Here is a 17,318-nt window from a genome sequence, read left to right as displayed (position 1 = left end):
TCTGCGTTCGGAAACGATGAGTTTCAGCTGTTTCTATTTCTGTTCGGTCGGCGATCTCTATCTTGGCGTCAAGCAAAGGCGTCGGACGGTTCCGACGCGAAAGGACGAGTTCGATGATCGAGCGCAGACCGTTTGAATCCCTTGGCGGCGCCAACCACGGCTGGCTGAACGCCAAACACCATTTCTCCTTCGCCAACTATTATGATCCCAAGCGCATGAGCTGGGGCAATCTGCGGGTCTGGAACGACGACGAGATCGCCGCCGGTTCGGGCTTTCCGCCCCATCCGCACGCCGACATGGAGATCATCACCTATGTCCGCGACGGGGCCATCACCCACGAGGACAGCCTGGGCAACAAGGGCCGCACCGTGGCCGGCGACGTTCAGGTGATGAGTGCGGGCACCGGCATCCGCCACGCCGAATACAACGCCGAGCCGGAGCTGACGCGGATCTTCCAGATCTGGATCGAACCGACCAAGCGCGGCGAGGCGCCCAGCTGGGGCTCCAAACCCTTCCCCAAGGGCGAGCGGTCCGGGCAGTTTGTGGTCCTGGCCTCGGGCTTCGACGGGGATGAGGACGCCCTGCCGATCCGTACAGATGCGCGGATCGTGGCGGCGACGCTGAAGGCGGGCGATAGCGCGGACTATGCGCTGGGATCGACCCGGCGCGCCTATCTGGTTCCCGCCAAGGGCGAGGTCGAGGTCAATGGCGTCAAGCTGAGCGCCCGCGACGGCGCGGCCATCGCCCAGGAAGACGTCGTCACGGTCAAGGCGCTCTCGGACGCCGAGATCGTGCTGGTGGACGCCGCCTGATCGACAAGGCCCAAGTTTTCGGATCAACCTATCCGGCCGAACCGTCTTCGGCCGGATGACCCGCCCGGTGCGGGCCGTCCCCGCCATGGGGAGGAGACCACAAGATGTTCAATCAACTCGAAGCGTCATCGCCGCATTTCCGCGCGATCCTGCGTATCATCGCGGGCTTACTGTTCCTGGCGCACGGCGTGGTGAAACTGTTCGGCTTCCCGGAGGGCGCGCAACCGGGTCAGGTCGAGATCATGTCCCTGCTCGGGATCGGCGCTATCCTGGAACTTGTCGGCGGTTCGCTGCTGGTGCTGGGCGCCTTCACCCGGCCTGTGGCCTTCATCCTGGCCGGAGAGATGGCGGTGGCCTACTGGATGTTCCACGCGCCCTCCAGCCCCTATCCGGCGGTGAACGGCGGCGATGCGGCCATCCTGTTCTGTTTCATCTTCCTGTATCTGCTGGCCGCAGGTCCCGGTTCGTGGAGCGTGGACGGCAGGCTGCGCGGCCGGGCGTAGGCTGGCCGCGTCCGCCTCATAGCGGCGCATCTATTCGTCAGGGCCTCGAAAGCCCTGACGAATATCCGGCGTCAGGAGGTTGGCGGTCGTTTGCGGCCGTCAGAGGGTGGCCGCCCAGTCCGTCGCGCGGACCAGGCTGTCGATGATGCCCGGTTCAGACGAGGCGTGGCCGGCGTCGCCGACGATGTCCAGCTTCGCCTCGGGCCAGGCGCGGTGCAGCGCCCAGGCGCCGGAGATCGGCGTGACCACGTCGAACCGTCCCTGGGCGATCCAGCAGGGAATGTGGCGCATGCGATCGACGTTCTTCAGCAACCAGCCTTCCTCCTCGAAGAAGCCGCCGTTGGTGAAGAACCAGTTCTCGATCCGGGCGAAGGCCACGGCGAACTCGGGTTCGGCGAACTTCTCGGGACGGGCGCCGGGACCCTGCACGCTGACCGTCTCGCCTTCCCAGCTGGACCAGGCGACGGCGCAACGCTCGCGTTCGGCGACGTCGTCGCCGATCAGCCTTTTGTAATAGGCGGCCATCAGGTCGCCGCGCTCGGCCTCGGGAATGGGGGCGACGAAACGCTCCCAGGCGTCAGGGAAGATCATCGAGGCGCCGTCCTGGTAGAACCAGTGCAGCTCCTTCTTCGTCAGCAGGAAGATGCCGCGCAGCACCAGGGCCAGGCACCGTTCGGGATGGGTGATGGCGTAGGCCATCGACAGGGTCGACCCCCACGAGCCGCCGAACACCACCCATTGATCGACGCCGCACAGGACGCGAAGACGCTCGATATCCTCAATCAGGGTCCAGGTGGTGTTGTTCTCGAGCGAGGCGTGGGGCCGCGACAGGCCGCAGCCGCGCTGGTCGAACATGATGATGCGATAGACGGCCGGGTCGAAATAGCGGCGCATGCCTGGATTGACCGCGCCGCCCGGGCCGCCGTGCAGCACCAGGACCGGGCGGCCGTGCGGATTGCCCGATTCCTCGTAGTAGATTTCATGGACCCCGTCGGTCGTCATCCAGCCCGAGGCGTGGGGTTCGATCTCGGGATAAAGCTCACGACGCAAATCGACAGACGCGGGGAAGGCCATGAAGAATCGGTCTTTCTGCGAGAGGCTGGAAGGCTAGGAACGCAATGCCGCAACGGCGAGGCAAAGCCAACCGGCGATCATCAGCAGGCCGCCGACGGGGGCGACGGCGCCGAAGGCGGGCGCGCTGAGAAAGGCGATCAGCGCCAGGGAGAGGCAGAACACCAGCCCGCCCGCCGCACCGAGCCAGCCGGCGATGCGGGCCATTCGGCCGCCGTCCAGCAACAGGGCGCAGCCGAAGGCGAAGACGGCGTGGACCATCTGATACTGGGCGCCGGTCGTCAGTAGGGATTTGATCTGCGGACCCGCCCCATGCGCGGCGAAGGCCCCGACGGCGACGGCCATGGCGCCGTTCAGGGCGGCGAAGAGGATCAGGTTGCGACTCACGATCATCCGACCAGCCTAGCCGGGTGGAGCGTGAGAGTCTGCCACTGCTGCGCTTAGCCGGCGCGAGGCAGAGGGGTCAGGTGGCTGGCCATGGCGGTGGCGGCGGCCTTGATGCCCTTGCGCACCGTCGCCTCATTGGCGGGGGCGGGCGCGCGCAGCAGGCCGATGGCGGGCGTGAGCGGCCCGTCGGGCAGGTCGGCCAGCACGCGGTAGAGAAGATAGGAGCCTACGTCTTCCTCGGCCTCGGACGAGGCGTCGGCCTCCAGCCCCACGGCGGTCAGGGCGCGCAGCATGTCGGCGACCGGGGCGGTGGAGCGGGCGACGCCGGGGCCGGTGCTGGATAGGCGGTGCTTGTAGTCCAGCGTGCGGTTCTCGGCGCGCATCTGGACGCGGAAACCGTCGCCCTTGTGCGTACGTCCGACCAGCAGGACCGCGCGGCAGTCGCCGCTGCCCAGGCGGGCCGCCAGCGTCGAGGCCAATTCGTCGGGATCGGCGGCGGCGATGGGGACTGCGCGCGCGCCAATGGGGCTCCATATCTCGCCGGACAGGTCCTCGACCAGATCCCAGCCGGGATCCTCGCCGTCATAGGCGCAGATGATGATGCCTGGGCGGCGGTCAGCACTCGCGGGGCCGTCGATCTCATTCATCGTGCCGGCCATAGCCATGTCCATGACAGTTCGGTGACGCATGTAGGTGGCTTCAACTTCCGAACGCCGTCAAGCCCCGATCATCCTTAGCCCAGGTCGCCGACGGCCGCATCCAGCAACATGAAGGCGCGACCGCTATCGGACGCCAAGCTGCTTTGGACGGCTGCGCCGTCGCCCGCGAGAGCCGAGGCGGCCAAGGCGGAGGCGAAGCTGCGGACGTAGCGTTCGGCGTCGGCGCGCAGGTCGGCGTCGCTGAGGACGCGGCGCGAGACGCTGCGCACGGCGGCGGGGGCGACACGGCGCACGATCTGGCGTGCGGCGTCCGGGTCGCCCTTGGTGATGGCGCGGGCCGCCTCCTCGACACGCGATCGCGGCAAGAGCGCGTTGGGATCGACGCCCATGCGCCGGATGGCGGCGGTGACGCGGTCCGAAAGGGCTTCGGACTCGGCCGGCGACGGGGAGGGGGTGTCCAACTCAAGCGGAGCTTCGTTGTCGTCGTCGCCGGAAACCAGATCGCTCCAGTCCAGGCCCTCGTTCGCGTTCGAGCGCGGCGGTTCGGCCGGTTCGAGGCGAAGGCGGCTGCGAAGGCCGAACTTGCGCTCCTCGACCGGCGGCGGGGTCGGCCGCGCGGGGCGGGGATCGGGCCGGGACTCGATCTCGGGCGTCGGCTCGCGACGGCGCGCGGGCGCCGCGTCGCCGGAGACCACGCCCATCAGCCGGACCGCCTCGGTCAGCATGTCGTAGTTGCGGCGAACCCGGTCTTGGAAGCCAAGATCCAGCGCCTCGGTATCGTCGGCCGCCTTGCGCGAGGCGGCGGAAAGCGAGGCCAGGCCCTCCTCGACCGTGGCGCGCACGGCGTCGGCGCGGGCGCGGGCCTCTTGCGGCAGTCGGGCCGCGCGGTCGTCGATGTCGGCCACGGCGGTGTCGATCTCGGACAGAGCCGAGTTCAGGCGCGCGACAAGCGTCTCCAGACGATTGACCATCCGTTCGCTGGTCTGGTCCAGCAGGCTCGACGTCTCGCCGACGATACGGCGGGCGTCGTCGATGCGGGCGTCAGCGGCCTGGTCGGCCTTCTGCGCGGCTTCGAACAGCGATTCGCCCAGTCGGTCGGTGCGCAGACGCGCCTGTTCGGCGGCGTCGGCGGCGGCGGCGCGGGAGTCCTCGGCCGTGGCGCGCATCTGCTCCAGGGCGCGGCGGGTCTCCTCCATAAGGGCGTCGCGGGCTTCGGCGGCCAGGGCCTCGAACCGATCCAGGGCGACCTTGGTGGCGGAATCGAAGCCGTCGGCCTCGCGCTGGGACATGTCCACCAGGGCGCGGAACTGGTCGGCGGCGGCTTCCACCAGGTCGCGCATCGTCTCGATCGAGGTCTGGGACGTCTGGCCCAGGTCGGTGTTGGCGGTGCGGGTGGCCGACAGATGTTCGATCAACTGGGCGCGCTGGCTCTCGACCTGGGCGGAGAAGTCTTCCTGATCGGTGCGCAGGGCGTAGGCGGCGGTGACCAGGGCGGCGCGTTGCTGGCCCAGGCCTTCCTCGACCGACTGGATCTGTTCGGCGACGCCCGAGCCGGCGGTCTCCAGGCGGATGGTCTGGCGGGCAAGGTCGTCGGCGGCGACGCGGGCGGCGTCCTGGGCCTCGCCGGCGGCGGCGGCGAGGTCGGCGGCGCGAGCGGCCAGGGCCGCTTCGGCCTCGCGCAACTGCGCCTGGGCCAGGTCGGACGCGTCTGCGACCATGCGCGACTGGCGCTCGACGGCGTCGATGACGCCGGACGCCTGTGCATCCAGATGAAGGCCCAGGGTCTGCATCTGGTCGCGCTCGCGGCCCAGATTTTCGGTCAGGCGACGGGCGGTACGGCCGGCGTTCTCGGCGGCCTCGTTCAGGCGGGAGGTCTCTTCGGCCAAGGCTTCGCGCAGCAGGGCCATGTCGTGACGGGCGCGTTCGGCCGCCAGGGCGGCATGGTCGATGTCGGAGCGCAGGGACTGGAGGACTTCGCCGGTCTGCTGGGCGGCGAGGGCGGTGGGGGCGACCAGGGCCTCGGCCAGTTGTCTGGCGCGGCGGGTCTCGGCGGCGAGACCTGCGCCCTGACGCACGGCATGGGCCAGCATGATGGCCAGACCGGCGGGGGCCAGGGCGATCAGGGCGTAGATGGCGATCCGCAACGGATCCAGCTCCGCACCGCCGGCGCCGAACTCATAGGCGGCCCAGGAGGCGACGCCCCCGATCCACAGGGCCGAGGCGATGCCGGCGATCAGATAGGCGTGACGGCCGGAAGGGTCGGAATGGCGCGTGGTGGCGACCGTGGTCACGGCGGGCGGCGAGCGCTCGAACGTGGTGGGCGGCTTGCCGGCGGCCACGGCCATTTCGACGCCGGCGGTCGATTCGGGGGTCGGTTCGGCCGCAAGTTCGGGTGGAGAGACGGAGCGGTTTTCCGCGTTCGGAGCGCGCTCTGCGGCGGCGGCGCGTTCCTGGGCTTGTCGCTGTTCTTCCAGAAGACGCCGTCGGCGGCGTTCGGACATGGGCGGCGCGAAGGTGGGCTGGACGATCTCCAGCTCCGGCTCGGGAATAGGCGAGAGGTCGGGCGCCGCTTCGTCGGACAGGGTTGCGTCATCCGTCGAAAGTTCGACGGGCGGAGCGACCTCGTCTTCGGTCAGCTTGAGCGGCGGCCGTTTGGGAGACTTCATCAGCGGTAAAACTCGATCTCTACGCGGGCGTCCGACAACGCCGACGAGACCCTAGAGCATGATCGGTTCGGACGAAACCGCCTCGAAGGCGCAGCCCGTCGATGGGCGTCTGAGGTGGGCGGGTCGCGATCAGCAGTCGCGCTTGGTGTCGGTGAGGATCGCCGAGGACGAACCGGCGTCGCGGCATTCGGTCACCCGATGCACTTCACGGTCCGCGTGATTCGGCGTGTGGATATCAACGCCGAACTGCGACAGGACGGCGGCCGCCAGGAGCGCAATGAAGCCGGCGATCAGTTCGACCAACGCCTGCATTCCGCCCTCCCTGCGGCCCGAACGGCCACGCTCCTTATGACTCAAATGGGCGAACGTCACAATCCCGCCGCCAAAGATTGACCGCGCGCGATGTGCATGGAACGGAGGTGGATGGGCGTTCCGACGCGGTGTCACGCGAATCGGGCAGATGGACCGCATGACGCAAAGCAGCGACAGTTATGACGGCAGTCTGCTGGAGCCCGGGCCGGGGCTCTGGCACGTGGCCGTCGCCAACCGTTTTTCCGTGCTGATGGAGAACGAGGCCTATTTCGACGCCCTGTCATTGGCCTTGCAGAAGGCGGAACGGTCCATCGTGCTGCTGGGGTGGCAGTTCGATCCTCGCACCCATCTGGACCCGGAAACGCGACCGGGGGACAAGTCGGCCGAGATCGGTCGCCAGCTGCGGATGCTGGTCAAGAAGAAGCCCGACCTGGACGTGCGGCTGCTGATCTGGAAATCGCCGCTGCTGATCGCGGCGTCGCAGGGCTTTTATCCGCACCGGGCGCAGCGTTGGTTCCGCAAGCGGATGGTCGAGTTCCGGCTGGATTCGCCCGGGCCGATCGGGGCCTGCCACCACCAGAAGGTCATCGTCATCGACGACAAGGTCGCCTTCTGCGGCGGCGGGGACATTTCCACCGACCGATGGGACTCCGACGAACATCTGGACGGCGACCCGCGCCGCGCCCTGCCCAGCGGCCTGATCTGCAAGGCTCGGCACGAGGTGATGAGCGTGATGGATGGTCCGGCCGCGCGGGCGCTGGGTGATCTGGCGCGCGAACGCTGGTTCAAGGCGACTTGGGAGCGGACGGCGCCGGACGAGGTCGAGGGCGACCCCTGGCCTGACGGCGTGCCTGTGCAGATGACCGATGTGCCGGTCGGCATCGCGCGCACCGAGCCTAAATGGTCCGGGCGGCACGAGGTGCGCGAGAGCGAGGCCTTGCACCTGGAATCCATTCGTCGCGCCAAGCGTCTGATCTATTTCGAGAACCAGTATTTCACCTCGCCGGTTATCGCGGCGGCCCTGGCGCGACGCCTGGCCGAGCCGGACGGGCCCGAGGTGATCGTGATCTCGACCGGCAAGAGCCCCAGCTGGTTCGACAGCATGACGATGGACACAGCGCGGGCCGAGGTGCTGTTCCGCCTGGAACAGGCCGACATCTACAATCGCTTTTTCGCGTTCGCCCCGCTGACGGAACATGGCGACCGGATCATCGTCCATGCCAAGGTGTCCATCATCGACGACCGTCTGTTGCGGATCGGATCGACCAATCTGAACAACCGTTCAATGGGGCTGGACACGGAGTGCGACATCGCCGCCGAGCCGACCGATGATGCGGGACGGGCCGCGATCACCGCCCATCGGCATCGGACCATCGCCCATTGGCTGGGCGTTGCGACGGACGACTATGCGGCGGTGGAGGGGGTGTTCGGCTCGGTCGGCGCCGCCATCTGCAACTTCGACACCGATCGGTTGAAGCCGCTGGGGTCCGAACCGCCGACGCGGATCCAGCGGATGTTCGCCGAATGGCAGCTGGGCGATCCGACCTCTTCGACCGACGCCTGGCGGCCGTGGAAGCGGCTGAACCGGTCGCGTCGCACACGGCCCGCGTCCGAGGGCGGTCAGGCGCCGGGCTGAACCACGTCGAAGTCTATGATCAGCGGCAGGTGGTCCGACGCCACGCGGGCCAGGGGTGAATAGTCCGAACGCACGCCGCGAATCCTGATTTCCGGGCTGACGAAACAATGGTCGATGCGGATGGCCGGGAAGGCCGAGGGGAAGGTCTTCACGCTGGGCTTGACCCCCAACTGCCGCTGGCAGTCCTGAAGGCTGCGGCACAGGGTCTGATACGGTCGGGTGATCGAGGTGGCGTTGAAGTCGCCCGCCAGCAAAGTCGGGCCTGAGCAGCCGCCCACCCAGCCGGCGCCGACCAGAGCGGCGGCCTGAAGTCGTTGCTCGCGTGGGACCAGACCCAGATGGGTGTTGAGGACATTGACGGCGGTTCCGTCGATCTCGATCTCGGACCAGATGGCGCCGCGAGGCTCCAACCCCGGAATGCCGGAAACCGTCGGCAGGGCGCCGGCGCGGATCAGCCGTTCGGGATGCGCCGTCAGTATGGCGTCCCCGTACAGTTCGGACTCGACGCGCATCGCCGGATGAAAGCGCGAGGTCATCGACAGGCCCGCCGCTATGGCCTCGGCCTGGTCCACGCCGCCTGTGCGAAGGCGGCCAACGTCCAGTTCCTGAAGGCAGACGATGTCGGGTTCGTATTCGGCGATGACGGCGACGATGCGGTCGACGTCCAGCCGGCGATCCGTGCCGACGCAGCGATGGACATTGTAGGTGAGGAGGCGAGGCATGAATCTGCGGATGTCTGGGCCAGGACCGTGAGCTAGGCCTTTTCGGCCTCGATTGCGACCCCGATGCGACGCTCAGAGCAGGATCAGGTGATCGGGCAGTTCGTTTGGATTGTTCGCACGCGGCGGGAAGTGTCGCGCCAGCACCTGGCCGCACAGGGCGATGGCGGTCGAGAAGCCTTCGACCGGGCGTTTGGCGCGCAGCTCGCGCGTCAGGGCGGCGACGGCCTCGGCCCAGGCGCTCTCGTCCACCTGGCTGTGAATGCCTTCGTCGGCAATCAGCTCGACCTGGTGTTCGTCCAGGGCGGCGAACAGCAGGACGCCGGTGCGTTCGCGGGTGACATGGACGCCCTGGGCCAGGAACTGCTGCAGCGCCGCCTCGCGGACTCGGGCGCGTCTGACCCCCGAGGGCGTGGCCAGGCGGCGGACGGCAGGCAGGCGGGTCAGCAGGAAGACGCCGACGAAGATGACAGCCTGCGCGAGGGCGTAGAGCGCCAGCGCCCGCCCCGTGCTGGCCGCCTGCGTCGCCTGGTGGGCGGCCTCCCAGCCGGCGCCGGGCCACTGGAAATCAAGCGCGAAGGGGATGGCCACGATCGGCACGAGCAGGGCGGCCGCCGACGCCCAGGCCAGGCTGACGTCGGTATAGGTGGAGACGCGCCGCGAGATGACGCAGAAGATTTCGCCCGAGGTCTGGCGCTCGGCCGCCGCGATGGCCTCCGCGATCCGGGCGCGGTCGCTGTCCGTGATCTGCATCACCATCCTCCCGAAGCACCGCCGCCGCCGAAGCTGCCGCCCCCGCCGCCGAATCCACCACCGCCGCCGCCCCATCCGCCACCGCCGCGCCCTGAGCTTCTGAGGGCTTCGGAGGCGGCCCACAGAAGCACCGATCCGACGCCGCTGCGTCGCCCGCGCCCAGACCGCATGGCGATCAGGAACATGAAGACGAAGATGGCCGCGATGATGACGATCGGGACGATGGACTCGCCCTTGGCGTCCTGTTGCTGCGCTACCGCCTGGGCGCGGGCCTGGGCCTCGGCCGGGTCGAGCGACAGCTGGGCGACCAGGGCGTCCACGCCCTTGACCACCCCGGTCTGGTAGTCGCCGTCGCGGAAGGACGGCAGGATGTCGTTTCGGATGACCTGAGACGAGAAGGCGTCGGTCAGGATCGGTTCGAGACCATAGCCGACCTCGACGCGGACCTTGCGTTCGTTCGGCGCGACGATCAGCAGGGCGCCGTTGTCGTTTTCCTTCTGGCCGATGCCCCAGGCGCGACCCAGCTGATAGCCGTAGTCCTCGATCTCCTGGTCCTGAAGACTGTTCAGGGTGACGACGACCAGCTGATCGCTTGTTGCGGCTTCCAGCGCCGCCAGTTTCTCGCTCAGGGCCTGTTCGGTCGCGGGATCGAGCAGATTGGCCTGATCGACCACCCGGCCGGTCAGGGGCGGGAAGTCGAGCCTGCTCTGGGCCGCCGCCGGAAGGACGAACAGGAAGGCGGCGACGAGCCCCAGGAGGATGGCGGCGACGCCCGCCGGACGCCGCGTCCGTATCGGGAGACGGTTCACTGGGCCGGTGGGGTCGAACCCGGCGCCACGGTCGGCGCGCCGCCGCCGGGCGCCGAAGCGTTGGACGGCGGGGCGTTCAGGTTGAAGTTGACCTGGGGCGCCGACTGGGCGGCGGCGGTGGCGGTGAACAACTGCATCGGCTGCGAGCCGCCATGCAGGGTCTTGGCCCAGATCACCTGCGGGAAGGTGCGCAGGGTGGTGTTGTAGTCGCGGACGGCCTCATTGTAGTCGCGGCGCGAGATGGCGATGCGGTTCTCGGTGCCTTCCAACTGCGACTGCAGGGTCAGGAAGTTCTGGTTGGCCTGAAGCTGGGGATAGGCTTCGACCGTGACGAGCAGGCGCGACAGGGCGCCGGACAGTTGGCCCTGGGCCTCCTGATACTGCTGGAAGGCCTGCGGGTTGTTCAGGTCGTCGGCCGAGACATTGACAGAGGTGGCGCGGGCGCGGGCGTTGATCACGTCCGTCAGGGTGGTGCGTTCCTGGATCGCGGCGCCTTGGACGGTGGCGACCAGATTGGGAACCAAGTCGGCGCGGCGCTGATACTGGCTTTGAACGTCCGCCCAGGCCGCCTCGGCGCGTTCCTGCTTGGTGGGGATGGTGTTGTAGCCACAACCGGCCATGGCCGGGGTGATGAGGAGTGCAGCCGTCAGAGCAAGGGCGCGGGCGTTGAGGCGAACCATGACATCTCCCTGTCGGCGCTGATCGCCGTTCAGGGGACTATCATCGCAAGGTCGGATCGCTTCAAGCGTTTAAGGATTCCGGCTCGATATTGTTGATGCGGCAGGCCGACGAATAGGTGTTGGCCAGCAGGCAGGCGATGGTCATGGGGCCGACGCCGCCGGGAACCGGGGTGATGCGGCCCGCGACCTCGACCGCCTCCTTGAAGGCTACGTCGCCGACGACGCGGGTCTTGCCCTCGGCGGCCTTGACCGGATCGGCCGAGGGGACGCGGTTGATGCCCACGTCGATGATGGTGGCGCCCGGTTTGATCCAGTCGCCCTTGATCATCTCCGGGCGACCGACTGCGGCGACCAGGATGTCGGCCCTGCGGCACACCTCGGCCAGGTCGCGGGTGCGGGAATGGGCGATGGTCACGGTGCAGCTTTCGCCGAGCAGAAGCTGTGCCATCGGCTTGCCGACAATATTGGAGCGGCCGACGATGACGGCGTTCAGACCCGACAGATCGCCCAACTGATCCTTGAGCAGCATCAGACAGCCCAGAGGGGTGCAGGGCACGAGGCCCGGCAGGCCGACGGCCAGACGACCCGCATTGACGACGTGGAAGCCGTCCACGTCCTTGTCCGGGGAAATGGCGTCCAGCACCACCGAGGCGTCAATGTGGGCGGGCAGGGGCAGTTGCACCAGGATGCCGTGGATGCCCGTGTCCGCATTCAGTTGGGCGATCAGGGCCAGCAGCTCGTCCTGGCTGGTCGTATCGGCCAGGCGGTGAGTGTCGGAGCGCATGCCGGCGCGCAGCGTCGTCTCGCCCTTGTTGCGCACATAGATCTGGCTGGCGGGATCTTCGCCGACGATGACGACGGCCAGGCCGGGCTCGATGCCATGGGCGGCCTCCAGCCGAGCGACGGCCGCGCCGACACGCTCCACCAGGGCGGCGGAGAAGGCCTTGCCGTCGATCAGGGTCGCGGGCGTGGATTGGGCCGACATGGCAGCTCCGTCTGGAGGGAAAATCAGGATGGCGGCGATTTACAGCCGTCGCGGTTCGGCGTCTATGATCCGCGCCCAATGCTGGAGGAATTCATGAATCGTCCGTCTCTTGTCGCCGCTGTCAGCACCCTCGCCCTGCTGTGGGCCGTCGGGCCGGCAGCAGCCCAGGACGCCCAGCCCTTGCGGATTGGCGCAACGGTGAACGGCGCCCTGACGGACAGTGACGGCAAGGCGGCGGACGACGAGTACCGCTATGACGACTATCGGTTCGAAGCGCGGGCGGGTCAAAGGCTGGAAGCGACCCTGGCTTCGGATGATTTCGACGCCTTCCTGTCGGTCTACGCCGACGGCGCCGACGACGAACCGCTGGCCACCGACGACGACGGGCAGGGAGACGGAACGAACGCGCGGCTGCGGTTCACGCCCGAGACAGGCGGCGCCTACGTCCTGCGGGCAAGGACGCTGAGCGGGCTGGAGGGCGGCGACTATCGACTGTCGCTGCAGGAGCGGCCGGCCGCGCCGCGTGCGCCGCGCCCTGGCGGCATTCGCGTCGGCGCGACCCAGACCGGCGAACTGACCGCGCGTGACGCAGAGCAGGACGACGGCGGGCGTTACGACGCCTTCGCCTTCCGCGCCCGAGAGGGCGAACGGGTCGTCGTCACCCTGGACTCTGACGCCTTCGATCCGCTCGTGCGGGTGGGGCGGATGAACGGGCCTGACTTCGTCGAACTGAGTTCCAACGACGATTCGCCCGGCGGCGGACTGAACGCGCGGTTGACCTTCACGGCGCCGACGGCGGGAGACTACATCATCCGCGCCACATCGCTGGAAGACGGCGTCGGTCGCTACGCGGTGGGCCTTTCCGAGGCGCCGCCCGCTCCGCCGTCCAAGCCCATCGCTGTCGGCGACGAGATCAAGGGTGAACTGGGGTCCAACAGCCCGACCAATGACGACGGCCAGCACGCCGAGACCTATCGTTTCAACGGGACGCAGGGACAGCGCGTCGCCATCGAAATGGCGTCCAGCGACTTCGACGCCTATCTGACGCTTCGCCGCCTGTCGGACAACGCGGTGCTGGCGCAGGACGACGACGGCGCGGGGTCGGGCACGGACTCCCGCATCGCCCATACCCTGGACGCCGATGGCGAATATCTGATCGAGGCGCGCGGCTTCAGCGACGAGGCCGAGGGCGACTATACGCTGAAGCTCACCGAGACCGCGCCGCCGCCGCCGCCCACAGTCGCCACCTTCGGTCAGAAGGTCGACGGCGAAATCACGGACGAGGACCCCCGGGGCGACGACGGCAAACGCTACGACGCCTATGTCTTCACCGGGACAGAGGGGCAGCGCGTCCAGGCGATCCTGCGATCAGGCGATTTCGACGCCTATCTGGAGATCGGCGAGGCCGGGGACGATTTCGAAGCTCTGGCCAGCGACGACGACGGCCTGGCGGAAGGCACGGATTCGCGCCTGAACTTCACCCTCCCGTCTGACGGCGACTATGTGGTTCGAACCTCCCCGCTGGATGCGGAAGGCAAGGGGCTCTATTCGCTCGAACTGCTGGATCGCGGGCCGGAGCCGAAGCCGGGCAGCCTGCTGGTCGGCGGCACGGTGCGCGGCGCCCTGTCGAACAGCGCCGCCTTGAGCTACGAAGGGGCCTATTTCGACGCCTATCGCTTCCAGGCGAAGAAGGATGAGAAGCTGCGGATCACCATGGTGTCCAACGCCTTCGACTCTTTCCTGGACCTGGGTGAGGTCGACGACGAAGGCGAGTTCACCAGCCTGGCCACCGACGACGACAGTCTGTCGGACACCCACGCCAAGCTGGATTGGACCGCGCCGGACGATGGTTGGTACGTGGTGCGCGCCCGCGCCTTCGGTCCCAACCAGACCGGCGCCTACGCCCTGACCGTCGAGCGACAGCCCGCCGGGAGCGCGTCCCGGAACAGCGCGGCCGCCGAGTAGAGGAATGACTGAGCCCGCGCCGCCCAACCGCAAGGACCAGCACCTCGACGTGGTGCTGGACGGGCGCGGGCGGCATGCGCGGGACGCCGGTTTCGACCGGGTCCATTTCGTCCACGAAGCGTTGCCTGACCTTGATCACGACAAGATCGACCTGGGCGCCGATTTTCTGGGCAAACGCCTGAAGGCGCCGCTGCTGATCAGCGCCATGACTGGCGGTCCGGCGCGGGCGGAGGCGATCAATGCGCGCTTAGCCGAGGCCGCCCAGCACCTGGGCATCGCCCTGGCCGTCGGGTCGCAACGGGCGGCGATCGAGGGCGGGGCCGTCGGCGGTCTGGACCGGACGCTGCGTCGCCGCGCGCCTGACACTGTGATCCTGTCGAACATCGGCGCGGCCCAACTGACACGTGGCTTTGGCGTGGACGAGGCGAGGCGGGCGATCGAGATGATCGACGCCGACGGCCTGGTGGTCCATCTGAACCCGCTGCAGGAGGCTTGTCAGCCCGAGGGTGATCGCGATTGGTGGGGCGTCGGCGCGGCCCTCGAGGCGTTAATCCGGAAACTGGATGCGCCGGTGGTGGTCAAGGAGACGGGCGCAGGACTGTCGGGCCGCACGGCGCGGCGGCTGATCGACATGGGAGCGGCAGCCGTGGATGTCGCGGGCGCAGGCGGATCCAACTGGGCGCTGGTCGAGGGCGAACGCGCGGTCGATCCGGCGGACAAGGCCCACGCCGCCGTCTTCGCCGACTGGGGCGCGCCGACGGCCCGCGCCATCGTCGATGTCAGGCGCGCCTGCCCGGAGGCCACGATCATCGGGTCGGGCGGGGTCCGCAACGGACTGGATGTCGCCAAGGCGATTCGCCTCGGGGCGGACATCGCAGGCCAGGCGGCGGGGGTTCTGGCGGCCGCCGCGACATCGACCGAGGCGGTGGAGGAACATTTTCAACGGGTCATCCGACAGCTGCGAACCGTCTGTTTCTGCACCAACTCCGCCAATCTCGCGGGGCTACGTCGCGCGGCGCTGCAACCCCTCGACTGACCTCTTCGGTTGCCAATCCGGCGTGGCGGCGTGTAGAGGACCGCCTCCTGTTGGGGAGTAGCTTCCGGCGTCCTTATCGTCGGGATCGGGTCAACACACTCGCGCTTCGGCGCGTGGCGCGATCAGCGGAAACACCGCCTAGCGAGACCAGCGCGTTCCACCGCCGCACCGGCCGGCGTGGAGCCGCTGTCCCGTGCCCGGTCGAGTGTTCGCTTCATGACCCCAGGAGCCATCGCCATCCTGTCGCTCAGCATGTCCACGGACGCCTTCGCGGCCGCCGTCGGGCGTGGGGCGTCGCATCGGCCCAGTGTGCCGTCGGCCATCAAGGCGGGCCTGGTGTTCGGCGTTATCGAGGCCATCACCCCGCTGATCGGCTGGGGGCTGGGGTTGGTGGCGGCGGGGCTGGTTCAGCAGATCGACCACTGGATCGCCTTCACCCTGCTGACGCTCGTCGGCGGCAGGATGATCTGGGAAGGCGCCAAGCCGCGGCGGGCTCAGGAAGAGGATGCTCCACGCCGCTCCGGCCCCTGGGCCCTTATCGCCACAGCCATCGGCACCAGTATCGACGCGGCGGCCATCGGCGTGGGCCTGGCCTTCATTGGAGCGAACATCTGGGTGATCGCCGCCTCGATCGGCTTCACCACCTTCGTTCTGACCACCCTGGGCATGCTGATCGGCAGAGCCGTCGGGATGCGGCTGGGCAAGGCGGCGGAACTGATCGGCGGGGTCGCCCTGATCGGACTGGGAACGATGATCCTGCTGGAGCACCTGGGCATGCTCGGCGGCTGACGCCGTTAGGTCGAGGGCAACAGGTCCCCGGCGAAGGGGCGATAACGACCTGTTCTGACGCCGTCGGTCGCACGGGCGATGTCCGGTGCGAAATAATGGTCGCTGGCGTAGGGCGCGGCGGCTTCCCGCACGATGGAGAAGACCTGCTCCAGGGCAGGCGAACTGGTCAGGGGGCGATGGAACTCCAGCCCTTGCGCCGCCGCCAGCAGTTCGATGCCAACGACCGTCGCCGCGTTCTCGGCCATGTCCAGCAGGCGGCGCGCGCCGTGGGTGGCCATGGAGACGTGGTCTTCCTGGTTGGCGCTGGTCGGGACCGTGTCCACGCTGCACGGATGGGCGACCATCCGGTTTTCGGCGATCAGGGCGGCGGCTGTCACTTGAGCGATCATGAAGCCTGAGTTCAGGCCGCTTTCCTTGACCAGGAAGGCTGGCAATTCGCTCATCTTCGGATCGACCAGAATGGAGGTCCGCCGCTCGGAGATATTGCCGATCTCGCACAGGGCCATGGCGATCTGATCGGCTGCAAAAGCAACGGGTTCGGCGTGGAAGTTTCCACCGGAGATGACATCTCCGTCTTCGATGAAGACCAGCGGATTGTCAGTCACCGCATTGGCCTCGCGTTCCAGCGTCGCGGCGGCGGTCTTAAGCACATCCAGGATGGCACCCATGACCTGGGGCTGGCAGCGCAGGGAGTAGGGGTCCTGAACCTTGGTGCAGTCGTCGCGGTGGCTGTCGCGGATGGCCGAGCCTGTCATCAGCGCCCGCAGGCGGGCGGCGACGGCGATCTGTCCCGGCTGGCCGCGCAGGGCGTGGATGCGGGGATCGAACGGGGCGTCGGAGCCTTTCAGGGCGTCCACTGACAGGGCGCCGGCCGCGATGCCGGCGGCGAAAACGGCCTCGGCCGCGAACAGGCCAGCGAGCGCCAGGGCGGTCGAACACTGGGTGCCGTTCAGCAGGGCCAGACCTTCCTTGGGTCCCAGCGTCAGGGGCGCGAGACCGACCTTGGCGAGAGCGGCCTCGGCCTCAAGCGTCTCCCCGTTCAGTCGGGCTTCTCCGACCCCGATCAGGACGCAAGACATATGGGCCAGGGGCGCCAAGTCGCCCGAGGCGCCGACCGAACCCTTGGAGGGGATACAGGGCAGGACGTCGCCGTTCACCAGGGCGATCAGCGCCTCCAGCGTTTCGCGCCGAACGCCGGACGCCCCGCGCGACAGGCTGGCGATCTTCAGCACCATCAACAGGCGCGTGACCGCATCGGGCAGCAGGGGCCCCACGCCGCAGGCGTGGCTGAGCACCAGATTGCGTTGCAGGGTCTCCAGGTCCTCCGGCGCGATGGAGGTGTTGGCCAAAAGGCCGAAGCCGGTGTTGACGCCATAGACGGTGCGGCCCTCGGCCACGATGGCGGCGATGGTCGCGGCGCCCTTCTCGACGTCGCGCCAGGCGTCGGCGGCGATGGAGACGCTCACGGGGCCGTCCAGAACGGCGCGGAGCTGCGCCAGGGTCAGGGGCGATCGGCCGATGGTCAGGGTGGTCATG

Annotated in this window: 17 protein-coding genes; 6 read left to right on the top strand and 11 right to left on the bottom strand. The window is 68.4% G+C overall.

Annotated elements, in window-relative coordinates:
• Window positions 1-113 precede the first annotated feature (113 nt).
• Together ACODSC_RS05840 and ACODSC_RS05835 are read left to right on the top strand one after the other, a co-directional pair.
• Window positions 114-812, top strand: a complete 699-nt coding sequence (locus ACODSC_RS05840; RefSeq protein ID WP_488812661.1) for a pirin family protein — start codon at window positions 114-116, stop codon at window positions 810-812.
• Window positions 813-916: 104 nt separating this feature from the next.
• The gene (locus ACODSC_RS05835) at window positions 917-1,315 is read left to right on the top strand and encodes a DoxX family protein (RefSeq protein ID WP_488812659.1); all 399 of its coding nucleotides are present in this window, start codon (window positions 917-919) and stop codon (window positions 1,313-1,315) included.
• A gap of 99 nt (window positions 1,316-1,414) precedes the next feature.
• Here ACODSC_RS05835 and pip read toward each other — a convergent pair whose 3' ends face one another.
• The 5 genes from pip to ACODSC_RS05810 form a co-directional block, all read right to left on the bottom strand.
• The gene (pip, locus tag ACODSC_RS05830) at window positions 1,415-2,389 is read right to left on the bottom strand and encodes a prolyl aminopeptidase (protein ID WP_488812657.1); all 975 of its coding nucleotides are present in this window, start codon (window positions 2,387-2,389) and stop codon (window positions 1,415-1,417) included.
• A gap of 33 nt (window positions 2,390-2,422) precedes the next feature.
• On the bottom strand, window positions 2,423-2,779 hold the full coding sequence (locus ACODSC_RS05825; protein ID WP_488812655.1) for a DUF423 domain-containing protein: 357 nt from the start codon (window positions 2,777-2,779) through the stop codon (window positions 2,423-2,425).
• A gap of 47 nt (window positions 2,780-2,826) precedes the next feature.
• Window positions 2,827-3,462, bottom strand: a complete 636-nt coding sequence (locus ACODSC_RS05820) for a hypothetical protein (protein ID WP_488812653.1) — start codon at window positions 3,460-3,462, stop codon at window positions 2,827-2,829.
• Window positions 3,463-3,506: 44 nt separating this feature from the next.
• Window positions 3,507-6,098: a coiled-coil domain-containing protein gene (locus tag ACODSC_RS05815; protein WP_488812651.1), complete on the bottom strand. Its 2,592-nt coding sequence runs from the start codon at window positions 6,096-6,098 to the stop codon at window positions 3,507-3,509.
• 129 nt (window positions 6,099-6,227) lie between these two features.
• Complete coding sequence (locus tag ACODSC_RS05810; RefSeq protein WP_488812649.1) at window positions 6,228-6,410, bottom strand: hypothetical protein; 183 nt, start codon at window positions 6,408-6,410, stop codon at window positions 6,228-6,230.
• Between the two features lie 157 nt (window positions 6,411-6,567).
• Between ACODSC_RS05810 and ACODSC_RS05805 the strand changes: the two genes are divergently transcribed.
• Window positions 6,568-8,046, top strand: coding sequence for a phospholipase D-like domain-containing protein (locus tag ACODSC_RS05805; protein WP_488812647.1), 1,479 nt, complete (start codon window positions 6,568-6,570; stop codon window positions 8,044-8,046).
• On the opposite strand, the gene ACODSC_RS05800 is transcribed toward ACODSC_RS05805, so the two are convergent.
• The 5 genes from ACODSC_RS05800 to folD all read right to left on the bottom strand — a co-directional run bounded on the left by ACODSC_RS05800 (window position 8,031) and on the right by folD (window position 11,992).
• Complete coding sequence (locus tag ACODSC_RS05800; protein WP_488812645.1) at window positions 8,031-8,768, bottom strand: endonuclease/exonuclease/phosphatase family protein; 738 nt, start codon at window positions 8,766-8,768, stop codon at window positions 8,031-8,033. The two genes, ACODSC_RS05805 and ACODSC_RS05800, sit on opposite strands and share 16 nt — an antisense overlap.
• Before the next feature lie 72 nt (window positions 8,769-8,840).
• On the bottom strand, window positions 8,841-9,518 hold the full coding sequence (locus tag ACODSC_RS05795; protein ID WP_488812643.1) for a TPM domain-containing protein: 678 nt from the start codon (window positions 9,516-9,518) through the stop codon (window positions 8,841-8,843).
• On the bottom strand, window positions 9,518-10,327 hold the full coding sequence (locus tag ACODSC_RS05790) for a TPM domain-containing protein (protein ID WP_488812641.1): 810 nt from the start codon (window positions 10,325-10,327) through the stop codon (window positions 9,518-9,520). Before ACODSC_RS05790 ends, ACODSC_RS05795 begins: the two co-directional genes overlap by 1 nt.
• Window positions 10,324-11,007, bottom strand: coding sequence for a LemA family protein (locus ACODSC_RS05785; RefSeq protein ID WP_488812639.1), 684 nt, complete (start codon window positions 11,005-11,007; stop codon window positions 10,324-10,326). Before ACODSC_RS05785 ends, ACODSC_RS05790 begins: the two co-directional genes overlap by 4 nt.
• 61 nt (window positions 11,008-11,068) lie before the next feature.
• Complete coding sequence (folD, locus tag ACODSC_RS05780) at window positions 11,069-11,992, bottom strand: bifunctional methylenetetrahydrofolate dehydrogenase/methenyltetrahydrofolate cyclohydrolase FolD (protein WP_488812637.1); 924 nt, start codon at window positions 11,990-11,992, stop codon at window positions 11,069-11,071.
• Window positions 11,993-12,085: 93 nt separating this feature from the next.
• Between folD and ACODSC_RS05775 the strand changes: the two genes are divergently transcribed.
• From ACODSC_RS05775 to ACODSC_RS05765, 3 genes are all read left to right on the top strand, one after another.
• Window positions 12,086-13,957 carry a PPC domain-containing protein gene (locus tag ACODSC_RS05775; RefSeq protein ID WP_488812635.1) on the top strand — a complete coding sequence of 624 codons (1,872 nt, stop codon included), beginning with the start codon at window positions 12,086-12,088 and terminating at the stop codon, window positions 13,955-13,957.
• A 4-nt stretch (window positions 13,958-13,961) separates the two neighbouring features.
• Window positions 13,962-14,993: a type 2 isopentenyl-diphosphate Delta-isomerase gene (gene fni / locus ACODSC_RS05770; RefSeq protein ID WP_488812633.1), complete on the top strand. Its 1,032-nt coding sequence runs from the start codon at window positions 13,962-13,964 to the stop codon at window positions 14,991-14,993.
• Window positions 14,994-15,209: 216 nt separating this feature from the next.
• Complete coding sequence (locus ACODSC_RS05765) at window positions 15,210-15,782, top strand: manganese efflux pump MntP (RefSeq protein ID WP_488812631.1); 573 nt, start codon at window positions 15,210-15,212, stop codon at window positions 15,780-15,782.
• Window positions 15,783-15,787: 5 nt separating this feature from the next.
• Here the strand turns inward: ACODSC_RS05765 and hutH are convergent, their stop codons facing one another.
• Window positions 15,788-17,317: a histidine ammonia-lyase gene (hutH, locus tag ACODSC_RS05760; protein WP_488812629.1), complete on the bottom strand. Its 1,530-nt coding sequence runs from the start codon at window positions 17,315-17,317 to the stop codon at window positions 15,788-15,790.
• Window position 17,318: the final 1 nt, after the last annotated feature.

The organism is Brevundimonas sp. FG128, assembly GCF_057809775.1.
The sequence above is the reverse complement of the archived record's forward strand: the minus strand, read 5'-3'. Positions and strand labels throughout refer to the sequence as shown.

Excerpts from the sequence above, each read along its gene's own strand:
- ACODSC_RS05840 (WP_488812661.1), top strand. The coding sequence starts at position 114 with ATGATCGAGCGCAGACCGTTTGAATCCCTTGGCGGCGCCAACCACGGC.
- ACODSC_RS05835 (WP_488812659.1), top strand. The coding sequence starts at position 917 with ATGTTCAATCAACTCGAAGCGTCATCGCCGCATTTCCGCGCGATCCTG.
- pip (WP_488812657.1), bottom strand. The coding sequence starts at position 2,389 with ATGGCCTTCCCCGCGTCTGTCGATTTGCGTCGTGAGCTTTATCCCGAG.
- ACODSC_RS05825 (WP_488812655.1), bottom strand. The coding sequence starts at position 2,779 with ATGATCGTGAGTCGCAACCTGATCCTCTTCGCCGCCCTGAACGGCGCC.
- ACODSC_RS05820 (WP_488812653.1), bottom strand. The coding sequence starts at position 3,462 with ATGCGTCACCGAACTGTCATGGACATGGCTATGGCCGGCACGATGAAT.
- ACODSC_RS05815 (WP_488812651.1), bottom strand. The coding sequence starts at position 6,098 with ATGAAGTCTCCCAAACGGCCGCCGCTCAAGCTGACCGAAGACGAGGTC.
- ACODSC_RS05810 (WP_488812649.1), bottom strand. The coding sequence starts at position 6,410 with ATGCAGGCGTTGGTCGAACTGATCGCCGGCTTCATTGCGCTCCTGGCG.
- ACODSC_RS05805 (WP_488812647.1), top strand. The coding sequence starts at position 6,568 with ATGACGCAAAGCAGCGACAGTTATGACGGCAGTCTGCTGGAGCCCGGG.
- ACODSC_RS05800 (WP_488812645.1), bottom strand. The coding sequence starts at position 8,768 with ATGCCTCGCCTCCTCACCTACAATGTCCATCGCTGCGTCGGCACGGAT.
- ACODSC_RS05795 (WP_488812643.1), bottom strand. The coding sequence starts at position 9,518 with ATGCAGATCACGGACAGCGACCGCGCCCGGATCGCGGAGGCCATCGCG.
- ACODSC_RS05785 (WP_488812639.1), bottom strand. The coding sequence starts at position 11,007 with ATGGTTCGCCTCAACGCCCGCGCCCTTGCTCTGACGGCTGCACTCCTC.
- folD (WP_488812637.1), bottom strand. The coding sequence starts at position 11,992 with ATGTCGGCCCAATCCACGCCCGCGACCCTGATCGACGGCAAGGCCTTC.
- ACODSC_RS05775 (WP_488812635.1), top strand. The coding sequence starts at position 12,086 with ATGAATCGTCCGTCTCTTGTCGCCGCTGTCAGCACCCTCGCCCTGCTG.
- fni (WP_488812633.1), top strand. The coding sequence starts at position 13,962 with ATGACTGAGCCCGCGCCGCCCAACCGCAAGGACCAGCACCTCGACGTG.
- ACODSC_RS05765 (WP_488812631.1), top strand. The coding sequence starts at position 15,210 with ATGACCCCAGGAGCCATCGCCATCCTGTCGCTCAGCATGTCCACGGAC.
- hutH (WP_488812629.1), bottom strand. The coding sequence starts at position 17,317 with ATGACCACCCTGACCATCGGCCGATCGCCCCTGACCCTGGCGCAGCTC.